This is a genomic window from Cytobacillus sp. MT66 (genome assembly GCF_058792595.1).
On sequence record NZ_JBXAFB010000007.1, the window covers coordinates 107,597 to 127,580 of the forward strand.

The 19,984-nt window shown below is 42.3% G+C and carries 18 protein-coding genes and 2 riboswitches; of the genes, 11 read left to right on the forward strand and 7 right to left on the reverse strand.

The window, feature by feature from the left end; translation table 11 throughout:
- Positions 1 to 90: 90 nt before the first annotated feature.
- Positions 91 to 921 carry a TetR/AcrR family transcriptional regulator gene (locus tag AC1Q59_RS14260; protein WP_492366513.1) on the forward strand — a complete coding sequence of 277 codons (831 nt, stop codon included), beginning with the start codon at positions 91 to 93 and terminating at the stop codon, positions 919 to 921.
- Between the two features lie 77 nt (positions 922 to 998).
- Here AC1Q59_RS14260 and AC1Q59_RS14265 read toward each other — a convergent pair whose 3' ends face one another.
- Entirely contained in the window at positions 999 to 2,213 is a 1,215-nt protein-coding gene (locus AC1Q59_RS14265) for an MFS transporter (RefSeq protein WP_492366514.1), read from the reverse strand.
- Between the two features lie 13 nt (positions 2,214 to 2,226).
- Positions 2,227 to 2,607, reverse strand: a complete 381-nt coding sequence (locus AC1Q59_RS14270; protein WP_492366515.1) for a MarR family winged helix-turn-helix transcriptional regulator — start codon at positions 2,605 to 2,607, stop codon at positions 2,227 to 2,229.
- Between the two features lie 280 nt (positions 2,608 to 2,887).
- On the opposite strand from AC1Q59_RS14270, the gene msrA reads away from it, so the two are divergent.
- Positions 2,888 to 3,844 (forward strand): peptide-methionine (S)-S-oxide reductase MsrA, encoded by a 957-nt coding sequence (gene msrA, locus AC1Q59_RS14275; RefSeq protein WP_492366516.1) that lies wholly within the window; start codon positions 2,888 to 2,890, stop codon positions 3,842 to 3,844.
- Between the two features lie 97 nt (positions 3,845 to 3,941).
- Here msrA and dapA read toward each other — a convergent pair whose 3' ends face one another.
- Positions 3,942 to 4,826 carry a 4-hydroxy-tetrahydrodipicolinate synthase gene (gene dapA, locus AC1Q59_RS14280; protein ID WP_492366517.1) on the reverse strand — a complete coding sequence of 295 codons (885 nt, stop codon included), beginning with the start codon at positions 4,824 to 4,826 and terminating at the stop codon, positions 3,942 to 3,944.
- A 128-nt stretch (positions 4,827 to 4,954) separates the two neighbouring features.
- Positions 4,955 to 5,134, reverse strand: a riboswitch (Lysine riboswitch).
- Between the two features lie 146 nt (positions 5,135 to 5,280).
- On the opposite strand from dapA, the gene AC1Q59_RS14285 reads away from it, so the two are divergent.
- The 3 genes from AC1Q59_RS14285 to AC1Q59_RS14295 all read left to right on the forward strand — a co-directional run bounded on the left by AC1Q59_RS14285 (position 5,281) and on the right by AC1Q59_RS14295 (position 7,875).
- Complete coding sequence (locus AC1Q59_RS14285; RefSeq protein WP_492366518.1) at positions 5,281 to 5,472, forward strand: hypothetical protein; 192 nt, start codon at positions 5,281 to 5,283, stop codon at positions 5,470 to 5,472.
- A 158-nt stretch (positions 5,473 to 5,630) separates the two neighbouring features.
- A complete protein-coding gene (locus AC1Q59_RS14290; RefSeq protein ID WP_492366519.1) occupies positions 5,631 to 6,689 on the forward strand; it encodes a tellurite resistance/C4-dicarboxylate transporter family protein in 1,059 nt (352 codons plus the stop codon).
- Between the two features lie 196 nt (positions 6,690 to 6,885).
- Positions 6,886 to 7,875: an ornithine cyclodeaminase family protein gene (locus AC1Q59_RS14295; protein ID WP_492366520.1), complete on the forward strand. Its 990-nt coding sequence runs from the start codon at positions 6,886 to 6,888 to the stop codon at positions 7,873 to 7,875.
- Positions 7,876 to 7,938: 63 nt separating this feature from the next.
- On the opposite strand, the gene AC1Q59_RS14300 is transcribed toward AC1Q59_RS14295, so the two are convergent.
- Positions 7,939 to 8,376 carry a YmaF family protein gene (locus AC1Q59_RS14300; RefSeq protein WP_492366521.1) on the reverse strand — a complete coding sequence of 146 codons (438 nt, stop codon included), beginning with the start codon at positions 8,374 to 8,376 and terminating at the stop codon, positions 7,939 to 7,941.
- Positions 8,377 to 8,628: 252 nt separating this feature from the next.
- Complete coding sequence (locus AC1Q59_RS14305) at positions 8,629 to 10,119, reverse strand: peptide MFS transporter (RefSeq protein ID WP_492366522.1); 1,491 nt, start codon at positions 10,117 to 10,119, stop codon at positions 8,629 to 8,631.
- Between the two features lie 313 nt (positions 10,120 to 10,432).
- Positions 10,433 to 10,540: riboswitch (SAM riboswitch) on the forward strand.
- Positions 10,541 to 10,644: 104 nt separating this feature from the next.
- Here AC1Q59_RS14305 and AC1Q59_RS14310 point away from each other — a divergent pair.
- The gene (locus tag AC1Q59_RS14310) at positions 10,645 to 11,928 is read left to right on the forward strand and encodes a Na+/H+ antiporter NhaC family protein (RefSeq protein ID WP_492366523.1); all 1,284 of its coding nucleotides are present in this window, start codon (positions 10,645 to 10,647) and stop codon (positions 11,926 to 11,928) included.
- Positions 11,929 to 12,057: 129 nt separating this feature from the next.
- Complete coding sequence (locus AC1Q59_RS14315; protein ID WP_492366524.1) at positions 12,058 to 12,549, forward strand: PaaI family thioesterase; 492 nt, start codon at positions 12,058 to 12,060, stop codon at positions 12,547 to 12,549.
- 74 nt (positions 12,550 to 12,623) lie between these two features.
- Here AC1Q59_RS14315 and AC1Q59_RS14320 read toward each other — a convergent pair whose 3' ends face one another.
- Positions 12,624 to 14,036: a PAS domain-containing sensor histidine kinase gene (locus tag AC1Q59_RS14320; protein WP_492366658.1), complete on the reverse strand. Its 1,413-nt coding sequence runs from the start codon at positions 14,034 to 14,036 to the stop codon at positions 12,624 to 12,626.
- A 223-nt stretch (positions 14,037 to 14,259) separates the two neighbouring features.
- On the opposite strand from AC1Q59_RS14320, the gene AC1Q59_RS14325 reads away from it, so the two are divergent.
- The 4 genes from AC1Q59_RS14325 to AC1Q59_RS14340 all read left to right on the forward strand — a co-directional run bounded on the left by AC1Q59_RS14325 (position 14,260) and on the right by AC1Q59_RS14340 (position 18,487).
- Positions 14,260 to 15,921 (forward strand): glycoside hydrolase family 13 protein, encoded by a 1,662-nt coding sequence (locus AC1Q59_RS14325; protein ID WP_492366525.1) that lies wholly within the window; start codon positions 14,260 to 14,262, stop codon positions 15,919 to 15,921.
- A gap of 55 nt (positions 15,922 to 15,976) precedes the next feature.
- Positions 15,977 to 16,453: a Cys-tRNA(Pro) deacylase gene (gene ybaK / locus AC1Q59_RS14330; RefSeq protein WP_492366526.1), complete on the forward strand. Its 477-nt coding sequence runs from the start codon at positions 15,977 to 15,979 to the stop codon at positions 16,451 to 16,453.
- Between the two features lie 210 nt (positions 16,454 to 16,663).
- Positions 16,664 to 17,776, forward strand: coding sequence for a PRK06851 family protein (locus tag AC1Q59_RS14335; RefSeq protein ID WP_492366527.1), 1,113 nt, complete (start codon positions 16,664 to 16,666; stop codon positions 17,774 to 17,776).
- A gap of 78 nt (positions 17,777 to 17,854) precedes the next feature.
- Positions 17,855 to 18,487, forward strand: a complete 633-nt coding sequence (locus tag AC1Q59_RS14340) for a hypothetical protein (protein WP_492366528.1) — start codon at positions 17,855 to 17,857, stop codon at positions 18,485 to 18,487.
- A 36-nt stretch (positions 18,488 to 18,523) separates the two neighbouring features.
- On the opposite strand, the gene AC1Q59_RS14345 is transcribed toward AC1Q59_RS14340, so the two are convergent.
- On the reverse strand, positions 18,524 to 19,879 hold the full coding sequence (locus AC1Q59_RS14345; protein ID WP_492366529.1) for a YjiH family protein: 1,356 nt from the start codon (positions 19,877 to 19,879) through the stop codon (positions 18,524 to 18,526).
- Between the last annotated feature and the right edge of the window lie 105 nt (positions 19,880 to 19,984).

Consider the following 19,984-nt stretch of genomic DNA (forward strand, 5'->3'; position numbering starts at 1 on the left):
CTTTTGATAAATTGACTTGGTAAACTCAATTACTTATAATAGTGACCAACCAGTCATTTGTCAATCAAAGACAATGGGAGAGAGAAAATTATGGCTAAGAAGCAATTTATTATGGATAAAGCGCTGGAGCTCTTTGCCAAGCAGGGGTTTGCCGCTACATCCGTTCAGCAAATTACAGAGCATTGCGGAATCTCTAAAGGGGCATTTTACTTATCCTTTAAATCCAAGGATGAACTGATCCTGGCATTAATTGACCATTTTATGATGGAAATTGTTTCAGATATTGACCGTATAGTCAGGAACGCATCTAATGATGAGGTTCTTTATGCGTTTTATTATGAAATGTTTCATTCCTTTCTTAAGCGTTCCGATTTTGGCAGAGTCCTTTTCAAGGAGCAAACCCAAACATTTAATGAGGAGCTCCTTTTAAAAATGCGCTATTACGACAATATCATGAACCAATCGATATTGGTGATGATCGACCGATTATATGGCGATACAGTCAGCAAAACAAAATATGATTTACTTTTTTGCATAAAGGGGCTAATGCAGAGCTATTCTTCTTTGTTTTTCTTCAATCAGGCTCCGTTAGACCTGGATCTGCTGGCAAGGACGCTCGTTGAAAAAACGGACCTGCTAGCGAGGCATACAGCCATCCCGTTTTTTTCACAGGAGATTTTTCAATTGTTTAAGCACTCACAAAGCGGCAAAATGACACGGGAACAAATATTGGCTGCAATCGAACATAAATTAGAGGAATTGGAAGAATCAGTGGAAAAGGAATCATTAACACTGCTAAAGCAGGAGCTGCTCGAACCCGCTCTCAGCTCAGTAATTGTGAGGGGGCTGGTGGAAAACCTTCAGAGGAATCCGCACTGTAAATGGATTTATTATCAGCTTTGCAATTATTTTGGCTATTAACGCGTTAAAAGAATGGGGGACAGTCCCCCGCCGCTTTAAAGCGGCATAGGGACTGTCCCCTCTTTTACTGATATTGTTTACATAGAACTTGCTTGGTTCATGCTGGTGTGGGCGGCAGTGTGTTCGCCTTTGCCATGCATGAAGTGGTAAAGGATGGCTGTTGCCATTACTAATAGACCCAAAATAACATATAAATGGCTGTATCCTGTCAGCGGTATGATGAAACCAAGTACGTATGGACCAAAGCCAAGGCCGGCATCAAGAAAGATAAAGAATGTTGATGTAGCAAGCCCCATGCGATGAGGCGGTGTTTTTTTAATAGCGATTGCTTGTGTGCTTGATTGCATGTTGCCAAACCCAAGTCCGATTAGTACCCCGGATAATAAGAGAATGGTGCCAGATCCAGCTGTGCTTAACAGCAGCAATCCGCCAGCATAAAGGATAAAGGCTGGGTACATGACAAAATTAGCGCCTTTGACATCCATTAAGCGTCCGGAAAAGGGGCGTGAAATTAAGATCGCAACGGCATAGACAATAAAGAAAAAGCTTGCGATTTCGACAAGATTGATTTCAATGGCATAAAAGTTAATAAAAGATAGAACACTAGAATAACAGAAAGCTAAGATAAGCGTCACTAATGCGATTGGCAGTGCTTTAGGCTCAATAAAGCTTGAGAGGCTAAGGCCTTTTGTTTTAGCAGCCTTTGCCTCCGGCGCTTTATATTCTGGTGCTTTCATAAAGAGAGCAATAAGCAGGCTGATGACCCCTAAGCCTAGGCAAAAGCTGAATATCACTTCATAGCTTGTATGCTGGCTCATAAAAAGTCCGATGAAAGGGCCAACGGCGGTAGCTAATGTCGTGCTCATGCTGTAATAGCCAATCCCTTCCCCTTTGCGTGCAGGAGGGATGATCTGTGCAACAATTGTTCCGGTTGCTGTACTCGCTACACCTAGTGCCGTACCGTGCAATAAACGGCTAAATAGTAAAAATCCGATGCCTAAATCGAAATAGTAAAGAATGGATGCCAGGGTAAAGGAGATGAGTCCGATCAGCAGTAATTTCTTGCTGCTCATCATCTCAATCAGGCGGCCAATAAACAGTCGGCCAATCAGGGTACCGATAATAAAGATTCCTGTGACAAGTCCTGCCTGGCTTTCAGACGCGTTAAATTGATTGACTGCAAAGACCGCCATGGTCACTAACAGCAGGTAAAAAATTAAATATAAGAAAAAGTTGACTGATGAAACAATGATAAAGTCTTTCGTCCAAAGTTTCGATCTATGCTGATTCACTTTATCGATCTCCTTATTGAATGATATTATTTCTGATTTCCTCCATGATGCGGATGGCTTCTAGCTGCTGTTCTTCAGAAATTCCTTTTAAAATTTCCTCTTCATATTCATCAATCGAAACACGAACCTTGTTATACAGGTCTCTGCCAAGCTGTGTCAGATGCATGCGTTTTTCCCGTTTATCCTTTCCAGGAATTTGTTCAACATAGCCTAATTCCTCCAAGCGGGCAAAGGTTCTAGTAATGGTAGGTTTCTCCACGCTTTGATAATTGGCAATTTCTACCTGTGTAGAAGGGCCGTAATTAAATAAATAATATAAAATAGTCCATTGCGCGCGATGAAGCTGATGCTTACTAAGATGAAGATTTAAATTATTTTCAAAAGGCCGGTACATCATCAACAGCCGATGAAAGAACTTTTGCGAAGTCTTTATGCCAAACTCCTCCTTCGAAAATAGTTACCAATGATAATAGTTACCGAAGATAACTTTATATATACTACAACTATTCCGCAATAATGTCCAGTGTGCTTTGGTGCTTTAACGAAAAAGGGCTCAGTCGCTTTAAAGCGTTGGGGGACAGGCCCCCAATCCTTTAAAGCGCTAAAAACAAAGCGTGAATATTGGAATTTTCCGCGGCTTCCCATTAAAATGAAGGCAAAAGGAGTTGAGTGATATGTCTGAACAGTTGGAGTTAGCAACATTTGCGGGCGGCTGTTTTTGGTGCATGGTTTCGCCGTTTGATGAACAGCCGGGTATTAAAGAGGTAGTCTCAGGTTATACAGGCGGTCATAAGGAAAATCCGACTTATGAGGAAGTATGTTCAGATACCACCGGACATTATGAAGCGGTTCAGATTACTTTTGACCCTTCTGTCTTCCCTTATACAAAGCTGCTGGAGATTTTTTGGCAGCAAATTGATCCAACGGATGCAGGAGGCCAATTTAATGACCGCGGCTTGTCATACCGGACAGCGATTTTTTATCATAATGAAGAGCAGAAGGAGCAGGCTGAAAAGTCTAAAGAGAAGCTTGCAGCAAGCGGACGCTTCCAAAAGCCGATAGTAACAGAAATTCTCCCTGCGAAGGAGTTTTACAGAGCCGAGGAATCCCACCAGCATTACTATAAAAAGAATTCATTCCACTATAATCTGTACAAAGAAGGTTCCGGACGTGCGCCGTTTATCCGCAAGACTTGGAAGAAGGGTAAAAGTGAGGAAGAACTGCGCAAGGAATTGACACCCATGCAATTTGAGGTCACAAAAAGGAATGCAACAGAGCCGCCATTTAGAAATGAATACTGGGATAACGAAAAAGAAGGGATTTACGTTGACATTATCTCCGGAGAGCCGCTTTTTAGCTCAAGGGATAAATATGATGCAGGATGCGGATGGCCGAGCTTCACCAAGCCTATAAGACGCTTTGAAATTGAAGAGAAGCTCGATACGTCGTATGGCATGAGGAGAATTGAGGTCCGTTCGAAAACATCTGATGCCCATCTTGGCCATGTATTTGATGACGGGCCTGGCCCAGACCATGCAAGATACTGTATTAACTCAGCTGCTCTTCGCTTTATTCCAAAGGAAAAGCTTGAAGAAGAGGGATACGGGGAGTTTGCCGGTCTATTTAAATAAGCTCAAGTAAAAAGGACTGTCTCAAGTGGTGAGACAGTCCATTTTGTTAAAAATATTCATTTTAAGAAGGGTCTAGCTCCAGGATCCTTGCGCTTTATTAGCTTCTTACAGCTGTTAACGGCTGTAGGGCCTTTTTCAGGGAAGCTAATTCAACTTCATTTAATGGAATCATTGGCAGGCGAACGCCCCCGACTGGGACTCCGTTCATATTAAGTGCTGCTTTGACTGGACCTGGGCTTGGTGCAGCAAATAGGGCTTTCATGATTGGCAGCAGGCTGCGATGCTTTTCGGCGGCTGCTTGAAGGTTTCCGCTTCTAAAGCTGTTAACCATGTCCTGCATTTCATTGCCGATAATATGGGATGCAACAGAAACAATTCCAGCTCCGCCAATAGCAAGAACAGGCAAGGTTAATCCGTCATCACCGCTGTATAGTGAAAAGTCATCCGGTGTTTCACTGATGATTTGCGCCATTGCATCCAGGTTGCCGCTTGCTTCTTTAACAGCGACGATGTTAGGAATTTGCGACAATCTTACAATGGTTTCTACCGAAATATTGACAACGCTTCTACCTGGAATATTATATAGCATGATTGGCAATGCCGTTGCTTGGGCAATTGCCTTAAAGTGCTGATATAGTCCTTCCTGTGAAGGTTTGTTATAGTATGGCGCCACGAGCATAATCCCACCAACTCCAGCTTCTTCCGCTAGTTTTGTTAAGCTGATAGATGCTCTGGTGTTATTTGAGCCTGTGCCTGCAATGACTGGTACACGTCCATTTACTGTCTTCACAACAAACTTGAATAATTCGACCTTTTCCTCTGTTGTTAACGTAGGAGATTCTCCAGTTGTGCCTGCTACGACTAACCCATCTGTTCCATTGGCGATTAAATGTTCAACTAAATTTGTTACTGCAGGAAAATCAATTTCTTCATTCTGATCAAATGGTGTTACCATTGCTGTTAAAACTTGGCCAAAGTTCATTTCCTCACACGCCCTTTTTAATAATTTTAATTAGAGGTGGATAGATTGGGTCCAAGCCTACGCAAAAAAGCAGCATCGAGGAATTCGCTGCTGCTTATAGAAACAATATAATATAACGTAATCGTTTCTTGTGCGATAGCCCTCCATATAGCGGTTCTATATGACAGTCCTGCACTTATTCAATGCAGGCCCAGCCTTAAGTACATGAGATTCTTAAAGCTTCGGCAAATCCCCCTTTCCACAATCGTCAGCGGATCTCATTATCCTCGGATTTGTGTACTAATGGTTTTTGCACCTCTATCCTCACTTCAAAAGATATTGAAATAAGAAAATATATAATTACATTCCATTATAATTGAGGACCCAGTGAAAGACAAGGAGTATTTTCGGCAGGAATAGTTTGCGGACAAAAGGGAACTCTACACATGTAATTTGAAATAAGGAGAGATGGAAGATGAAAAAGTTTGGCCAAAACGAAGAACATGACCAGCAAAAAGTGATTGAAGCACAGAACCAGGCAAATCAGTTTAACAGGGCAGATGTTGAATTCTCCTTAGAGGAAAATGTACAGGAGGCTATTGCAAAGAGCCAGCAATATCAGGCTCAAAATCAGCAGCCGACCTATCAGCCGAATAAACCTTTCTAAGCTGAACTGAATGGAACAGTAAACCGAGTAAGAAATCTAAAAAAATCTGGCACTTATAAACGTGTCAGATTTTTTATTCACTTAAAGAGTTCAATAGAAAGTTTCATGTTAAAATAAATAGGTAATGGTTCAAATACTTTTTGTAGGAGCAGTCTGACATGTTCAAATTTATTAAACTGCAAGCAGAAAATCTTTTTCCAGCCTATTTTGCCCTTGTTATGGCTACCGGAGCTCTATCAATAGGCACTCATCTTCTAGGTATGGAAATCTTCTCAAAGTCCCTTCTTTATGTAAATATTGCAGCCTATCTAATCCTATGGCTTCTAACGCTTACCCGTATTGTTTTCTTCTTTCCAAAATTAATTTCCGATTTAACAAGCCATCAGAATGGTCCTGGATTTTTTACTTTAGTTGCAGGAACAAGTGTGTTCGGAAGCCAGCTTATTATTGTTGCCGAAAATCACACCATTCCTCTTTATTTATGGGGTGTGGCTATCTTTTTATGGTTAATTATCATGTATACATTCTTCACAGCGGTTACCATTCGCAAGGATAAGCCGGCCATCCAGCAGGGAATCAATGGAGCCTGGCTGATCGCGGCTGTCGGAACTCAATCGGTTTCCATTCTTGGCACATTGCTTGTTCCATTTGTACATAGCGGGCAAAATATCATTTTGTTTTTTACCTTATGCATGTATTTTTTGGGATGCATGCTATATCTGAATATCATTACCCTTATTTTTTACCGGTTTACTTTTGTGGAGTTTAAATATTCAGCCCTTACACCGCCATACTGGATCAATATGGGTGCAGTAGCTATTACCACGTTAGCTGGGTCAACATTAATTCTGCATGCTGAATACTTTCCTTTGCTTATGGAGATTACGCCATTTTTAAAGGGGTTCACGCTGTTTTTCTGGATTACAGGGACATGGTGGATTCCTTTGCTGTTTATTCTTATGATTTGGCGCCATCTTTATCACCATTATCCCTTTTCATATGACCCGCAATTCTGGGGAATGGCGTTTCCGCTTGCCATGTATACAACAAGCACTTTCCAGCTGTCAAAGGCACTGGGAGTTCCGCTGTTAATGGCTATACCGCGTTTTATGGTATTCATTGCTATCGTTGCATGGATGGTTGTCTTTTTCGGCCTTATTCACCATTTGTATCTTAAATATAATCATTATCGAAGACTGGAAAAGAGGTATAGATAAGAGGTATAGATAAAGGCGATTTGAGCTAAGCCTTAGGTTATTGTGCTGCTCCCAAATTCTTGCAAAACGTCAATTATTCGGTATTATTCCAAAAAGTCAAAATACTAATATTGTAAAATATAAGTCAATCAATTATGATTAGTTGAAAAAGGGATCGCTAATGCGGTTCCTTTTTTTCTAAAATAGGAGTGAAATCATGCTAGTTTTGTCAGAAAGGCAAATCCGGTCCTTATATACCATGAAAGACGCAATAAGGGATATAGAAACAGCTTTAATACAGTACATAAAGGGAAATATTGAAAACCCTCATCGCACAGTTATTGAGTTTCCGAGAAAACATGCATCCGCCTTGTATATGCCATGTGCGATGGAAAAACAAGGGACGACAGCTGTGAAGGTTGTAACAATTTTCCCAAATAACCCATCAGTGGGGAAGAAAACCACACAGGGGATTATTTTATTAAGTGATACAGAAAACGGTAATCATCTTGCCTGTATGAATGCCTCATTCTTAACCCGGCTTCGCACAGGTGCCATCAGCGGTGTAGCGACGAAATACCTGGCAAGGACATCAGCATCCACTGTTGCAGTCATTGGAACGGGGGCGATGGCTGAAGAGCAGCTGCAAGCAGTGCTTGAGGTCAGAGATATTAAAGAAGTTTTCTTATTTAACCGGACAAAGGACAAGGCGCAGATATATGCTAAGAAGATTACGGAAATATGCCCGGAATATAGTGGCGGCATTACGTTAATGGACGATCCCGACGAGGCAGTGGCAAAGGCGGATATTGTTATTTGTGCGACACGTTCAGAAACGCCTGTTTTCAATGGAAAAGCCCTGCAGCCAGGGACCCATATCAATGGCGTTGGATCATATCTTCCGCATATGCAGGAAGTTGATTTGGACACACTTAAGCGATCGGCAAAAATTGTTGCAGACACCATTGAAGGGGTAAAGGACGAAGCGGGAGACTTCCTTATCCCTGTTAACAGAGGCGAATGGGATTTTTCACAGCTTCATGGAGAGCTGGGAGAATTGGCAGCAGGAAAAATTGCCGGCAGGGAGTCTGATGAAGAAATTACCTTCTTTAAATCAGTTGGAGTAGCATATTTTGATTTAGCTGTAGCCGCTGCTGCTTATGAAAAAGCAGTCAAGGCAGGAATCGGAACGGAAGTAGAGGTCTAAATATGAAAAAGGCTAGGGCTTGGACCCTTGCCTTTTTTGATTAGGGATATTTTGTTAGTGCTTTTAGCTTTTTGAAGGCTCTGTAAAACCTTTGATGATATGGGTATGACCGCCATTTTCCGTTGTACGGATTTCCGCGTAATGAGTATGGAAGCCGTTTGGAAGCTGAATAGGCGGACTTGTGTAGGCCTCATAAGAATGGATATGTCCATCATCGAAGGTGGTATACCCGTAAATTTTGTGTACATGGCCATTTTCTGTCTGGATGGGGGTGCCCGTTACGCCAGGATGTAGATGAGTATGTCCATCCACACATGTGGTTGCCCCGCCATGCCCATGTGTGTGCCCCATTTCCTGCTGATGCCCCATTGGAACGGATTGGTCAGTTCTTTTTAATGGATATATGCCATTCTTCTCCTGCCCTTGAATCGGGTAGCCCGTTTGATTGGCAGGCAGTTGAGCTTGCCCGAAATATTGATAATAAGGGTGCCTAAATTGCATGATTACATCTCCTTTTACAATCTTCCATACTAGGGTATGTGACACTCGCCTTTATGGGTGCGTAGGCTAAAGTCTTATTTACTTTTTTGCAGAAAGGATGTTAAATTAACCGCTTAGTTGATTGGAACGGAAGGCACGTAGACTCCTGGAGGCTCACAAAACGCTCCCCGGTAAGCGAAGTGCCTCTCGCTGCAATCAACGGCCAAATATAATAGAGCCCATAGAAAAAAGACAGGGCTTGTATACCCTGTCTTAGTGAATTCCCTTCATAAAACCTTGAATTTTCGGCGCTAAAACAAAAAGGATGATGGACAGAACGATGGAAGCTCCGCCGATAACGCCAAAGTAGGTCATTTCCGTTGCCGGTGAATAGAACTTAACAAGCTGTGCGTTAATCGCTTGTGCAGCTGCATTGGATAAAAACCATAAGCTCATTGTCTGTGCTGCGAAAGCCTCAGGGGCTAATTTTGTTGTTGCGGAAAGTCCGACAGGTGATAGACATAACTCACCAAGCACGACAATTAAATAGCTTAGAACAAGCCATAAAGGATTAACTAATGAATCTGCTCCGCCAAAATAAGCCGGCAGAAGAATAACAAGAAAAGACAGTCCAGCAAAAAGCAATCCTAAAGAGAACTTCTGCGGAATAGTTGGCTGTCGCTTGCCAAGTTTAACCCAAAGCCATGCGAAAACAGGTGCTAAAATGATAATGAATAATGGATTTAATGACTGGAACCAAGCCGGTGAGATTTCAAAACCGGCAAAATTCAATTGCGTCCGCTTATCTGCATAGTTAGCCAGGATTGTTGACCCTTGCTCCTGAATCGACCAGAACATCACGGCAGCAATAAACAGCGGGATGTAAGCGATAAGACGGGAACGCTCCACTTCATTCGTTTTCGGGCTTCTGTACATGACAACAAAATAAACAGTAGGAATTAAAAGTCCAAGAATACCAATTAGTGCTATAAAGCTGTCAAAAGTTAATAAGCCAGCAGGAATAGCAATCGCAACAATTACCGCAAGCACGATGGCAACAACGGCAAAAATGGTAAATGTTTTTTTCTTTTCCTCAGATGACAGCGGATTGTGGACAATGGTACCTGCTAAACCAAGATTCTTTTTCTTTGTCACCATAAATAAAACTAATCCAAAGAACATTCCGACAGCGGCGATTCCAAATCCTAAATGGAAGCTGGTATCCATAACGGAACCCACAATGATTGGCGCTAAAAATCCGCCAAGGTTAATTCCCATATAGAAAATACTGAAACCTGCATCACGGCGGTCATCATCCTCGCTATAGATTTCCCCGACGACACTAGACACGTTCGGCTTTAGTAAGCCTGTACCAAGAACGATTAGAACCATGGATACAAAAAATAGGGCAACGTTTCCTGGGATGGCTAAGGCGATATGGCCAAACATGATTAATATACCGCCATAAAATACTGCTTTAGAAGTACCGAATACGCGGTCAGCCAGCCAGCCTCCAATAATCCCTGACATATAAACAAGTGAACCATATATCGACATGATTGAAAGCGCTAACGTTTCATCTAACCCTAAACCTCCCTTGGTTACTTCGTAATACATATAGTAAACAAGGATGGCACGCATTCCATAGTAGGAGAACCGCTCCCAAAATTCGGTGAAGAAAAGTGTGAATAACCCTTTTGGATGTCCAAAAAAGCCCTTTTGAGGTACACTATTCACAATTTTCTGCTTGTCTATATTAGACATAAAACAACCTCCTTTGTTATACTATAATACTTTTGATGGTTTTTAATTGTCAAAACTGTTTTTTAAGGAAGGATTGCGAGATAATTCTAAAACCTTGATTTAATAGGGTTTAATGGTTTTTTCTAAATAAAAGTAAATTATTTGAGAATAATAATATAATTATGATTAGAGTAAAATTTCCATTAATAAGGAGTTTTTAAGTCTCCATTTAACATTCCATCCAAAAGCCAAAAATATCCTTAAAAAATTTTGTTGATAAAGGGATAAAAATCATGTACTCTTTAACATGCTGTGACAAAAAAATAATTGAATCTTCTTATCAAGAGAGATGGAGGGACTGGCCCTATGAGATCTCGGCAGCGGAACTTAGTGATTAAGTGCTGTGCCAAATCCAGCAAGCAAACGGCTTGATAGATAAGGGAGTGTTTTATAGATATAAGGCCTCTTCTTGTTTATTCAAGATGAGGTCTTTTTTGTGGCAATTTAGGGACAAGAGATTGTCCGTTTAGTTTTTATGGAGGTGGAATGATGAATAAAGGGAATCCATGGGCGCTGATCCCATTTGTTGTTTTTTTAATTCTATTTATTGGTTCTGGGGTCATTACGGGTGACTTTTACTCATTTCCTGTGATTGTCGCGATTGCAATATCTGGTGCGGTCGCCCTGGCGATGAATCGAAAGGAATCGTTTGGTCGAAAGGTTGATATTTTTTGCCAAGGGGCAGGAAATTTAAATGTTATGCTGATGGTTGTTATTTTCCTCCTGGCAGGAGCTTTTTCAGAGACAGCAAAGGGCATGGGGGCAGTGGACTCTACCGTAAACTTCGCTTTATCGGTTGTTCCAGCAAACCTGCTTGTCGTTGGTCTGTTTATCATTGGGTGCTTTATTTCTCTGTCGATGGGGACATCGATGGGAACGATTGTAGCCTTAGCACCGGTTGGGGTCGGCATAAGTGAGCAGACTGATCTTTCCATGGCCTTGGTAATGGCGGCCATTATTGGCGGCGCGATGTTTGGCGATAATCTATCGTTTATTTCTGACACGACCATTACTGCCGTGCGTTCACAGGGTGCACAAATGAAGGATAAGTTTAAGGTTAATTTTTGGATTGTTTTGCCGGCAGCAGTTGTAACAGGGATTATTTTGGGTGCTATTACCATGGGAGAATCGGCGGATGTAGCACATTTATCTTATAATTGGATAAAAATTATCCCTTATGTATTAGTTATTATTTTTGCGCTGGCGGGAATGAATGTCTTCCTTGTTCTAGCCTTAGGCATTGTTCTGGCAGGAGCCGTTGGACTAGCTGACGGAAGCTATAGTTTAATGGAACTTTTGCAGAAGACTGGCGAAGGCATGGCTGGTATGTACGAAATTGCCTTCCTGGCGATCTTAATTGCCGGAATGGTGGAGGTCATTAAGTTTAATGGAGGGATTGACTTTCTGCTCCATCTTGCGACACGCAGGATGAAGACAAAAAAAGGCGCGGAATTTGGTATTGCCGGACTAGTTGGCTTAACGGATTTATCAACAGCCAACAATACAATCGCAATCTTAATTGCCGGACCGCTTGCGAAAAATATTGCCGATCAGTATGGAATTGAACCGCGCAAGGCCGCAAGCATCTTAGACATCTTTTCCTGTACCATCCAAGGCCTCCTGCCATACGGAGCACAGCTTCTGGCAGCGGCCAGCGTTGCGGGCATCTCGCCAGTAAGCATCCTGCAATACTCCTACTATCCTATCCTCATAGGAATCTGCGGAATCATCGCTATCCTAATCGGATACCCAGCAAAAAAAGGGGCCTGAACTTCATCGCTGTAAAGCGATGGGGGTCAGGCCCCCAGTTGTTTAAAGTGATAAAGCGTCAGGGATGAAAACGCTTACCCATACGTTAGGTTTTGATGTTATAATATTTAGAAAAAGGGGGATGAGCGGTTGGAAGAGAGAGTTGATTTAGCGGTTCAGGATTTTTATAAGGATGAGGGTGCATGGTGCTATGGATGCGGGCGTTTAAATACGAAGGGGCATCAATTTCGGACAGGCTGGTATGATAATGGGGAGCAAACATTGACGATCTATAAGCCGCTTGAAGAACATACGGCAGCACCCGGGTTTGTTTACGGAGGCTTGATTGCTTCATTAATTGATTGCCACGGGACAGGGTCAGCTTCGTTAGCCGTTCATCGGAAAAATGGCCATGAACTTGGTGATGGGGCAGAGCTGCCACGGTTTGTTACAGCATCTATAAAGGTTGATTTTAAAAAGCCGACTCCCCATGGCGCAACATTAAAGGCTGTCGGAACGATTGAGGAGATCCATCCGAAAAAATGGAAGGTATCCGTAGATGTATATGCCGATGAAGTCGTTTGTGTACAAGGGGAAGTTATCGCGGTGGCCATGCCGAGCACTTTTACGAGGGGCAATTAACGATATAAGCGCAGAAAAGGTCTGACTTAAGGTTTTATCCTAAGTCAGACCTTATTTAGTTTTCAGGGATTTTCTTAAAAAGGCAAGATGATTTCTATGCTTGTGCCCTTAGGGGAACTGTCAATGGTTAAAGATCCGTTATGCTCTTCAATAATTTTCTTGCAAATCATTAAACCTAAGCCTGTTCCTTCTTCTTTCGTAGTGAAAAAGGGTTCGCTTATGCGCTGAAGCAGATGCTCGGGAATCCCTGAGCCCTGGTCGGCTATGGAAATCACAATGGAATCTGAATTTTGCTGCTGAGCTGATATATGAATGGTCCCGCCTTTTGGCATAGCCTCGATAGAATTTTTAAGGATGTTAATAAAGACCTGCTTTAGTTGGTTTTCATCACAGTTTATCAGCGGCAAATCTGGCTGTATCTCCTTGAAAATGATGATGCCGTTTAAATTAGTCAGCGTTTCCAGCAGTGTTATCACGTGATTTAAGATTTGTTCAAGGCTATTTCGTTCAAATTTTGCCTGCTGCGGCTTTGCAAGAAGCAGCAGTTCATTGAGAATCGTTTCGATTCGGTTAATTTCAGAGCCGATCACATTAAAATAAACCTCGTAGTCATTTATTTCCTTTTCCATCATCTGAAAAAAGCCCTTTATGGCTGTCAGCGGATTTCGTACCTCGTGGGCAATCCCTGCAGCCAGCTGGCCGGCAATAGAAAGCTTCTCAGAATTGATAATCAGTTCCTGCGCCTTTTTTCTATCGCTAATATCTCTAACTATCATGTGGACGGCAGGCTCATCCTGATAGATGGTTGGAATTGTTTTCAGTTCAACATTAATAATTTTTCCATTCATTTGTAAAAATCTTTTTTCAAATGGTCCGGAAGACTCCCTTGAGATATCGCGCTTTTTAAATTTCTTATGATCCATTATATGTATAAAATCATAGATGGGTCTGCCAACAATATCATCCTTATCCTTAAACCCTAATAAGGCAACACCTGTATCATTAATAAAAAGGCACTTTTCTTCCTTAAGGATAATAACTCCATCAGGTGATTCCTCGACTAGTCTATGATATCTTTGTTCCCCTTCACGAAGCTTTTCCACGGATCTCTTTCGGTCAGTGATGTCCTGGATTTGGCTAATGTAATACAAAGGTTTTCCAGAGTCGTCCCTGACTAAAGAAACGCTCATGATTGCCCAAATCTCCCGTCCATCCTTATGCAGGTAGCGCCGTTCTATATGATAAGAATCTCTTTTGCCTTCTTTTAATAATTTAATAATATGGGCATCCATTTGAGCATCATCTGGGGGAAGCAGGTCTCTAATGGTCAGGTTTAGTAGTTCCTGTTCATCATAGCCAAGGCTTTTACAAAGAGATTGATTAACCTTTATCAGATTACCGCCAACAGCTATGAGGGCCATACCAATGGCGGCGTGTTCAAAGGCATAAATAAACAATTGCGGATTTTCCAGATTGATCTTATCCATCACTCGCGTTTACCCCTCGTTTATTTGAAGTAATCCCTATGTGTTTAATAGGAAAAATATTTTTAAGAAACAAAAAGGTTATACTATTTAGATATATAATAACACTTTTCTAACAATAGAGGATTATAATTTTAAATTTTTGTTTCGATATTTAATGGCATAAAAATGTTCGGAAACGGGTATATGGAATTGAATACCTATCACAGAAAAAGGTGAAACGTACATGAGAAGGACATGGTGGAAAGAAGCGGTTTGCTATCAAATATACCCGCGCAGTTTTCAGGACTCCAACGGGGATGGGATTGGCGATATTCAGGGCATTATTCAACGGCTTGATTACCTGAAGGATTTAGGCATCGATGTCATATGGGTTTGTCCGATGTTTCAATCGCCGAATGCAGATAATGGCTATGATATATCAGACTATCAGGAGATTATGGAGGACTTTGGAAACATGGCTGACTTTGATCAGCTTTTAAAAGAGGTGCATAGACGAGGAATGAAAATCATCATTGACCTCGTTTTAAATCATACAAGTGATGAACATCCATGGTTTATTGAGTCGCGTTCCTCCAAAAAGAATTCAAAACGGGCATGGTACATTTGGCGGGAAGGAAGAAGGGGAAAAGAGCCTAATAATTGGGAAAGCATTTTTGGCGGGTCTGCTTGGGCGTTTGATGGAAAAACCAAAGAGTATTATCTTCACCTTTTTTCCATCAAACAGCCTGATCTCAATTGGGAGAATCAAAAGGTGCGCAAGGCCTTATATGAGATGGTAAATTGGTGGCTTGAAAAGGGTGTTGATGGATTTAGAATCGATGCCATCAGCCATGTAAAAAAACGCCCTGGGCTCCCGGATATGCCTAACCCGGAAAGGAAAAAATATGTTTCTTCTTTTCCAATGCACACCAATCAGGAGGGGATCCACACCTACTTGAGCGAGCTGAAAGAGCAAACCTATGGGAAATACGATGTGATGACCGTAGGAGAGGCAAATGGTGTCGATGTTGAGGGAGCAAAGCTGTGGGTTGGCCCAAAGGATGGAAAGATGGATATGATTTTTCAATTCGAACATCTTGGGCTGTGGGATTATAGTCATCCTGCGCTTGATATTGTTCAATTAAAGAAGGTTTTGACCAGGTGGCAAAAGGGCTTGGAGAATCAGGGATGGAATGCTTTATTTATAGAAAATCATGATAAGGCAAGGGTGGTTTCTACTTGGGGAAATGACCGGGAGCTTTGGCGTGAAAGTGCGACTGCATTTGCCGGGGTGTATTTTTTAATGCAAGGCACTCCATTCATTTATCAGGGCCAGGAAATCGGCATGACAAATGTAAAATTCCCTTCGATTGATGATTACAATGACATCGCTGCAAAAAATCTTTACCAGGAAAAGAAGAATGAGGGGATGGAGCACGAGGAAATTATGGAAATCATCTGGGCTTCCTCAAGGGATAACAGCCGAACGCCCATGCAATGGTCTAATCAGAAACATGCAGGTTTTACAGCAGGGACCCCGTGGATGAAGGTGAATCCTAATTATCAGTCGGTTAATGTAGAAACGCAGCTTGCCCAAAGGAATTCAATCCTATCATTTTACAAAAGTCTCATTCGTTTGCGGAAAGAGAATGCAATTTTCACCTATGGCCAGTATGATTTGCTCCTTGAGGAGGATCAGCAGCTGTTTGTGTACACACGTACTTTGGAAAAAGAGCAGGTAATGGTGATGGCTAATTTATCAGCTGAAGAGGCAGCTTTTTCATGCGAAAGTTTTACTTTTGGCTCCCTGCTATTAAGCAATTATTCTGCTGATGCCCCTTTGCCAGCTAAGAGCCTTGTTTTAAAGCCCTATGAAATTCGTGTTTATCGAATGGGAAAAGACTAAAGGAAATGGCTCATGCTAAAATAAAAGGAAAAAGCTGTTAGTGAGGAGTTTGAACATGGCTCAGGGAAAAACAAATGCAATGCGTATTCTTGATGCAAAAAAGGTGGAATACGAGATCATCACCTATGATAGTCTTGATGGAAAAATTGATGGGATATCTGTAGCAGGGAAAATAAACAAGGATCCAGAGATGGTTTATAAGACATTGGTCGCACAGGGAAACAGCAAGCAGATTTATGTATTTATCATCCCTGTAGCCGAGGAGCTTGACTTGAAAAAGGCAGCAAAGGCCGCTGGAGAAAAGAAAATAGACATGGTGCCGGTAAAAGATATTCAAAAGCTGACGGGATATATCCGCGGTGGTTGCTCGCCTGTAGGCATGAAAAAGCAATACCCAACCTTTCTTGATGAGAGAGCCTCTGAACTTGAAACCCTCATCGTCAGCGGCGGAAAAATCGGCATGCAGCTGGAAATTAGCACAGGTACCCTGCAAACTATCATCGGTGCAAAGCTCGCTGAAATATGCAAGTAAACCTGCTTTACCACTTTAAACCGGTGGGGGCCTGACCCCCAATGCAGTGATGCGTTAAAGCACTGGGGGCCTGACCCCCATTGCTGTAATGCGGTAAAGCGGCTGTATCCCTAAAGTTCTGTTTACGCATTAGGCAATCACCTATTGTTTCCTTTTTGCATATGGTAGAGATGAACACAAGATTGCATTGAACGGAAAGGGTGTGTAACAGTGGCCGGAAAAATTTTAAATTACTATGGTGGCGGAAATACAGCTCGTGGTTTTTATAGTTTGTTTGATTCGAATTTACAGGGACTTGATCGGCTATTCATTCTTAAAGGGGGCCCTGGCACAGGTAAATCCTCATTGATGAAGGCCATTGGCGCTGAATGGTCAGATAAAGGCTATGATCTTGAATATATTCACTGCTCATCTGACAATGATTCGATTGATGGTGTGATTATCCCAGCACTTAAAGTGGGAATTGTTGACGGAACAAATCCGCATGTCATAGAACCTCAGGCTCCAGGAGCTTTAGATGAATACGTAAATCTTGGTATTGCCTGGGATTCACAGGCGCTGGCAAAGAGGAAAAAGGAAATTCTGCAGCTGAATAAGCTCATCAGCGGCTCATTCTCAAAAGCTTACAGCACTTTCGCCGAGGCATTGAAAGTTCATGATCGGTGGGAAAAGATTTATATCGACAATATGGATTTCACAAAAGCTGACCGGGTGGCAGAAAAGTTGATGCAGCAATTCTTTGGCAACATGAAACTAAACAAACCATCCGAAATTAAGCATCGTTTTTTGGGTGCTGCCACACCGAAGGGGGCAGTCGACTTTGTGCCGAATCTTACAGAAGATATCCAAAAACGATATTTTGTGAAAGGCCGTGCTGGAACCGGAAAATCCTCTATGCTGAAAAAAATCGCAGCTGAAGGGGAAAAGCGCGGACTTGATATCGAAGTTTATCATTGCGGCTTTGATCCGCATAGCCTGGATATGGTTATATTCCGTGAGCTTGGCATTGCTATTTTCGACAGTACCGCTCCGCATGAGTATTTTCCTGACAGGGCTGGGGACGAAATCATAGATATGTATGATTTAGCTGTCTCACCAGGAACAGATGAAATCTTTGCTGAGCAAATCAAGGAGATTAGCCAGCAGTATAAGGGGAAAATGAAGGAAGCGGTCTCGTATCTTGCTCAGGCTAAGGTTCTAAGAGATCAATTAGAGGCCATTTATATTGAAGCAATGGATTTCAGTACAGTCGATCGCTTAAAAAATGAAATCAGAGAGGAAATTTCACAGATGGCCAGCAAAATGGAAAAAGTACTGGAATAATTGAAAAGAAGGCAAACACCTAATGGGGACCTATGAATACATTAAAGGGAATAGATTTTGAAAGGGGCTATCAGTTTAATGGCTTTTATGAATTTTCCAAATCTAAATCCCTTTGATTATGACAATGGGCAAATGCATGACAATAATGAATACTTTGGAGGGGACGATCGCGTTAGTCCGCCAGGGTTTCCATCAGGCGGAGGCCCATCCGGACCGCCATTCTCCGGCCAGCAAGGGTTTCCTCCAGGTCTAGGAGGCTTTCCTGGATTCCCAGGCCAGCAACCGGGATTCCCAGGCCAGCAGCCAGGATTCCCAGGCCAGCAGCCAGGATTCCCAGGGCAACAGCCAGGATTCCCAGGGCAACAGCCGGGATTCCCAGGGCAACAGCCGGGATTTCCACCAGGGCAACAGCCAGGAGGATTTCCTTCGGGAGGGGGACAGCAGGAAGGACCGCCAAGCTCGCCTCCTCCTAGCTTTACACCGCAAATGCAGCAGCAACAGGGAGGAGTTACGGCCTTTGCTGTTGATCCGGGAGCCATTAGAGGCTGCTTGCACCGCTTTACTTACATCTGGCTTACTAATGGGCGAGGCTTCTGGTTCTACCCAACCTTTGTAGGCAGAAACTCTGTTGCCGGCTGGCGGTGGAGAAACTTCCGCTGGACATATTACGGAACAGATCTGCGCAGAATCCGCTCCTTCCGGTGTGTGTAAAAAAAGACGGACCGCTTTTTCGGTCCGTCTTTTCTATTAAAAAATAATATGTGCAATCAATACAATAATCGGCAAGGTAATTAAGGTTCTTTCTAGGAAGATAATAAATAATTCTTTTAAGGAAACAGGGATTTTTGAACCAAGCAAAAGTCCGCCTACCTCAGACATATAAATTAATTGTGTAACAGATACACAGGCAACGATGAAGCGGGTCATGCTGCTTTCAATTGATGCGCCGATGACAGAAGGGAGGAACATATCCGCAAATCCGACAATCAGTGTCTCCGAAGCGGCCTTCGCTTCAGGAACCTGCATTAATTCAAGCAATGGAATAAATGGCAGACCCAAGAATTTAAAAATCGGTGTATACTCAGCAATAATTAAGGCAAGTGTTCCAAGCGCCATGACAATGGGGGCAACGCCCATCCACATATCAAGAATATTTTTTGCACCGCTCTCAAAGAATTTCTTCACACTTCTATTCGTCTGTGCCTTTTCTACGGCTTGGACATACCCCCAGCTCAACGATGTATGGCCTTTTGGAATGGATTCATCCAGTTCCTGTGTTTGTTCAAGGAAGTAAGTGTTCGGCTTTCTTGAAAGCGGCGGGATTCTTGGGCAAATAATCGCTGCAACAAGTCCGGAAAAAGTAACGGTTGCATAAAAAGGGACAAACATGCTTCCAAGGTTGACTTGTGAAATGACCACTAAACAAAAAGTAATAGAAACGACAGAGAAGGTTGTCCCAATAATTGCAGCTTCTCTTTTTGTATAGTAGCCGTCTTCATACTGCTTGCTTGTCAGCAGCACCCCGATGGTTCCATCTCCAAGCCATGAAGCGACACAGTCAATAGAGGAGCGGCCAGGCAGCTTAAAAATTGGACGCATGATTTTTGTAAACATCGTACCGAAGAATTCAAGCAAGCCAAAATCTAAAAGCAGCGGCAGGAACAATCCGGCAAATAAAAATACTGAAAATAGGACAGGCAGAAGATCATGTAATAAGAGCCCTCCTGTGTTTTCAGACCAGATGGCTTCTGGGCCAATTTCAAAAAGGGTACAAATAGCAAAGATTCCGCCAAGAACTCTGGCTGCTGTCCAAACGCCTGAGACATTAAATAGATTATTAAAAAATGGGCTATTCATAATAGCCTTTGGCTGAAATATCTTTGTTATGAGAGTGCCTATCAGTGTGATTAAGATAATAAATGCCATAATGCCTGGAAGATAGGCTCCCAGCAGGTCCTGTATCCAGTTGGATAGGATCGCAATTGGTATGGTAAATTCCCCATTGACCTTAATGGGAACCATGAAAAGGGCAATTCCAATCAGGGAGGGGATAATAAATTTAACGATGTCTAATGGAGCAAATTTTCCTGTTGCGTCGTTCAAAGTAATCACCTTTACTATTTATATTTATAAGCCAAAGGTTATTTTAATGCACATTTACAGAAAAGCCAATGGGTTTATCCGATTTAAAAAAAGTGACAAATTTCT